Annotated in this window: 2 protein-coding genes and 1 pseudogene; 1 reads left to right on the top strand and 2 read right to left on the bottom strand. The window is 70.2% G+C overall.

Features of this window, described 5'->3' with window-relative positions; translation table 11 throughout:
* Positions 1-39: 39 nt before the first annotated feature.
* Both AB0J67_RS39160 and AB0J67_RS39155 read right to left on the bottom strand, forming a co-directional pair.
* Positions 40-1,329, bottom strand: a complete 1,290-nt coding sequence (locus AB0J67_RS39160) for a DUF1996 domain-containing protein (RefSeq protein WP_363490564.1) — start codon at positions 1,327-1,329, stop codon at positions 40-42.
* Between the two features lie 88 nt (positions 1,330-1,417).
* On the bottom strand, positions 1,418-3,616 hold the full coding sequence (locus AB0J67_RS39155) for a discoidin domain-containing protein (protein WP_363490563.1): 2,199 nt from the start codon (positions 3,614-3,616) through the stop codon (positions 1,418-1,420).
* A gap of 781 nt (positions 3,617-4,397) precedes the next feature.
* On the opposite strand from AB0J67_RS39155, the pseudogene AB0J67_RS39150 reads away from it, so the two are divergent.
* A pseudogene (locus tag AB0J67_RS39150) lies at positions 4,398-4,765 on the top strand (carbohydrate ABC transporter substrate-binding protein); the annotation flags it as partial.

Raw genomic sequence — 4,765 nt, 5'->3', positions numbered from 1 at the left:
GGCGGGAGAGGGGGGCCGCCCGCCCGGCGCGGGTTCAGATCAAGGGCGGCCGTTGGCACCGCACTTGATGATCGGGCGGATGCAGTCGCGGACGCGGCGCTCCATCTCGGCGGCCGGCCAGGCGTTGAAGAAGTCGCCGTGCATGGTGTAGCCGCGGCCCGACGACAGGCGGATGCGGGCGGGGTCGCCGTTCACCGGGTAGCGGAGCACCTGGCGCAGCTTCGGCACCGGGACGGGGTGCGTGGCGGGGCAGGCGCCGTTGACCGGGTACGACATGTGGCTCTTGTGGTTGGCGGAGTCGAGGTTGACGCCGTCCCAGCACTGCGGGAAGTCGAGGTACGACTCCAGCATCGAGCCGGCGGGGCAGTTGACGAAGTCCTTGCCGGGCGGGACCTCGCCGTGGTGCAGGCAGGACCAGCGGGCGATGCTCTGGTCGCCGCTGGTGGCCTGGGCGTTGCCGGCCACGATGCGCAGGCCGACGGGCAGGGGCTGGATCTGCGCGATGATGTCGTCGCGCACGCCCTCGCCCAGGTAGTAGAAGGTGGTCCCGGTCGGGGCGACCGGCTGGTTGTCGACGTACATGGTCGGCACCCAGTACGACGACAGGTCCTCGATCGGGTTGCAGTTCGTGCCCGCGTTGGCCAGGCTCGTGTACGTCGAGAACGCGTTGGTGGACGTGTTGCCCATGAAGTCATGCATGTGTGACCCGCCGGGCAGGTTCGGGAAGACGATCGGGTCGTCCGGCAGGCGGTGCGTGAACGGGCAGTCGGCGAGGAACTCGGAGACCCGCACGATCGGGCCGCCACCCCCGCCGCCGCCGCCGTCCTGCCCGAACACCTGGAACTCCCACAGCGAGACGCCCCACTGGGTGGCGCGCGCGGTGGCGTAGAGGCGTACGTAGCGGCCGCTCACGTTGACGTTGAGCGACTGGTCGGCGCCGTTGTGGTTGGTCGTGGTGTGGAACGTGCTCCAGTTGGTGCCGTCGGCCGAGGTCTGGAGCTGGAAGTTGCGGGCGTACGCGCCCTCCCAGTCCAGGAAGACCCGGGTGATCGCCCGGCTGCTGCCGAGATCGATGCGGATCCATTGCGGGTCGGAGAAAGCGCTGGACCAGCGCGTGCCGGCGTTGCCGTCGACCGCGTTCGAGCCCGGCGTGCCGCCGTTCTCGGTCGAGGAGACGGCGACCGGCCTGCCCTGGGAGAGCGAGATCTCGGCGGCTGATGCCCCACCGGTGGTGGCGACCAGGTAGGTTGCGAGAACGGCCGTGACGGTGGCGATGAGCCCGGCGGCACGTAGCCGCCGGCGGCCAGGAATCGGTGCGAGACGATTCATGGTGTGCTCCCTACGGGAATGGGACGGACGGGTTTCCGTTGGGGGCTGGGGGCCCTGCGGGGCTGCGGGACCCCCAGCCGGCGGTCGCCTACTTGTAGACGCGGACGTAGTCGACCAGCATCTGCGCCGGGAACGGCGTGCTGGCGTCCGGCGGGCCGGGCCAGTCGCCGCCCACGGCGAGGTTCAGGATCATGTAGTGCGGGTGGTCGTAGACCCACGGGCCGCGGGTCGCCTCGACGGTCGCCTTGCTGGCGTAGAACACCTCCGTGCTGTCGACGAAGAACCGGATGCCGTTGCTGTCCCACTGCGCGGCGTAGACGTGGTAGTCGGCCGAGAGGTCGATGCCCCAGACCTTCTCCTGCCCGTAGCCGCCGCCACCGTTGTAGGCGGGGGCGTGCAGCGTGGTGTAGCTCCGGGTGGTGTCGCGGCCGAGGATCTCCATGATGTCGATCTCGCCGTTGTAGGGCCACGGGCGGCCGGTGAGGAAGTCGGCGCCCATCATCCAGAAGGCGGGCCAGTAACCGTTGCCCTTGGGCACCTTGACCCGGGCCTCGACCCGGCCGTACTGGAAGTGGAACTTGTTGCCCGTGTTCATGCGGTGGGATGTGTACTGCATCCCGCCCACGGCCTCACGGCGGGCCTCCATCACGAGCTGGCCGGCGCCGTTCATGTTGGCGTTGTTGTTGTTGGTGTAGTACTGCAGCTCGTTGTTCTGGCCGGTGCCGGTGTCGATGGTCCACTTGGCCGCGTCCGGCTTGCTGCCCGCCGGGCCGTTGAACTCGTCCGAGAAGACCAGGTTGGTGGCCGGGAACGTCGGGTTCGGCGGCTGCGCCGGGGGCGTGGTCGGGGCGCCGCCGGTGCCGTACACCTGGAACTCCCACAGCGAGTAGCCGTAGCCGTTGGAGCGCTGCGTGCCGTACATGCGCACGTAGCGGCCGGTGCCGTTGACGGTCAGCGTCTGCTTGAACCCGGTGCTGGTGGTGGTGCTGTAGATGGTCGTCCAGTTGGCCGCGTCGTTGGACGTCTGCAGCTGGTAGGCCACGGCGAAGGCCGGGTCCCACTGCAGCACGACCCGCTTGATCTGGGCCACCGCGCCGAGGTCGACGTAGATCCAGCCCGGGTCGGTCCAGGCGGAGGTCGCCCAGCGCGAGGCCGGGTCCAGGTCGAACGCGCGCGCCGGGAAGCACTGCCAGCAGGCGCCGTCGTCCTGCGAGCTGGAGGCGACACCGGGCTTGTTGTACGACAGCAGCACGTCCCCGCCCGGGTTGGGCGAGGTCGACGGCGAGGGCGGCGCCGACGGGGAGGCCGACGGGGAGGCCGGCGGCGGCGACGACGGCGGGTTGCTCGGCGCGCTGCCGGTGCGCACGGCGAACTCGAACAGCGAGTAGCCGTAGGCGGTGGCCCGCGCGGTGCCGTTCATCCGCACGTAGCGGCCGGTGCCGGAGACGGTCAGCTGCTGCGTCCCGCCGGTGCCGGTGGTGGTGGCGTAGATGTTCGTCCACGGGCCGCTCGCGGAAGCCGCGACCTGGATCTGGAACGCCCTGCCGTACGCCGCCTCCCAGACCAGGGTGACGCCGCAGATGCTCTGGCTGCTGCCCAGGTCGACCTGGATCCACTGCGGGTCGGCGAACGCGCTGGACCAGCGGGTGCCGGTGCTGCCGTCGAACGCGTTGGCGGCCGCGAACGCGCCCTCCTGCGAGGAGGCCGAGGCCGGGCGGCCCAGCGCGGCGTTGGCCGTGCCGCAGCCGCCACCGCCGCCGATGACGCCGAAGACCTGGAACTCCCAGAGCGAGTAGCCGTGGATCGTGGCGCGGGCGGTGCCGTTCATGCGGACGTACCGGCCGGAGCCGCTGACCGCGAGGGTCTGCACGCCGCCGGTGCCGGTGGTGGTGCTGTAGATGTTCGTCCACGGGCCGGTGGCGGAGCCTGCGACCTGGATCTGGAACGCGGTCGCGTACGCCGCCTCCCAGTTCAGGACGACCTGGCTGATCGCGGCGGTGCCGCCCAGGTCCACCTGGATCCACTGCGGGTCGGAGAACGCGCTGGACCACCGGGTCCCGGTGCTGCCGTCCACGGCCAGGGTGGCCGGGAACGCGGCGTTCTCGGTGGACGAGGCGGTGACCGCCTTGCCCTGCGAGATCAGCGGGTCAGCGGCGTTGGCCGAGGTGGCGAGCACCGCCAGGGTCGAGGCGAACATCGCGCCGACCACCGCGAGGACGGCGTACCACCGCCCGCCGCGGGTGGAGAGTGAGCGCGGCGGGGCTGCCGCGTTCGGGACGGATCTCATGTCATCTCCTGATGGATGGCTCGAGACCGCGAGGGCTGTGCCCGCGCGGTGGAACGCGGTGTGCCCTCGGCGCGCCGCCTGGGCGGTGGTGCGCCGGGACGTGCCGTGTTCCGTAGTCCCGGAGGCGCTCCCGCAGCTCGGGGTGCGGTGATCCGCGGCAGCGCTTCCGGTGGCGCATCACGTGGCGACCGCGTGCCGGCCGGGACCGGTCGGTCGGGGCTGGGGCCCGGTCCCGTGGCACGGCGGCACCGCCCGAGGGCGGCGGATCACCGCGTGCTAACGACTTAATGCCCGAAGGACATCAAGCCGGACAAACAACTGAGGGAGCGCTCTCTGAGAGAATCGTGCAGGACCGGTCTTATGTCAATGGCGGTCGCTGGACGATTGATCGAGGCGCAGGTCGTTAACGGTGTGGAAATCTGGCGGTGACCTCGGCGAGTGCGGTGCGGCCGGCGCCGCGGCCCCGGCCTCGGGCCGGGGGAAGTCGGCACGAAGCGACCTGGGGCCGGGTGACACCGCTCGTCACGGCTGGTGGGTGAAGGTCGTCTCGGGCGGCGCTCCGATGTGCACCCGGGGCCGGCCTGCCGTCGGGATCGGATCCGAGGTCGCGCTTTGTAACGAGACGGCAACGGCATCTTGACAGGCGCGCGGCGTGGGGCGAGTGTCAGTGCCATGTGGTAGAGCGCTCTCTGGGGAGCGCTCTCCGCCTAGATCAACAGTATGTGACCTGCAATTCTGTTTCGCGCACGTCCCCTGAATACCTGTTCCTGGAGGAGCCCCGATGCGTTCAGCACAAGCCGGCGCCAGCCGTCGGCGCCGTTTTGCGGCGGTTGCCGCACCGATCCTCGCGGCCGCGTTGGTGCTGGGCACCGCCGCGTGCGGCGGTAGCGACGACCCCGGCACGACCGGTGGCAAGGTGAAGCTCACCATCGCGACGTTCGGTGAGTTCGGGTACAAGGAGCTGTACAAGGAGTATCAGCAGCTGAACCCGAATGTGGAGATCACGGAGCGGATCACCAAGGCCGAGGATCACCACAAGAACCTGGCGGCGCACCTGGCGACGAACACGGGTGCGGCTGATATCGAGGCGATCGAGGAGGGTTGGGCGGGTCAGTTCACGGCTAACCCGGGCAAGTTCTACAACTGGGC

The sequence above is a fragment of the Catellatospora sp. NPDC049609 genome, from assembly GCF_040675365.1.
Classification (GTDB): Bacteria; Actinomycetota; Actinomycetes; order Mycobacteriales; family Micromonosporaceae; genus Catellatospora.
This window is presented reverse-complemented; position numbering and strand designations above follow the sequence as displayed.

Coding starts and splice junctions, on each gene's coding strand:
- AB0J67_RS39155 (WP_363490563.1), bottom strand. CDS start 3,616: ATGAGATCCGTCCCGAACGCGGCAGCCCCGCCGCGCTCACTCTCCACC.
- AB0J67_RS39160 (WP_363490564.1), bottom strand. CDS start 1,329: ATGAATCGTCTCGCACCGATTCCTGGCCGCCGGCGGCTACGTGCCGCC.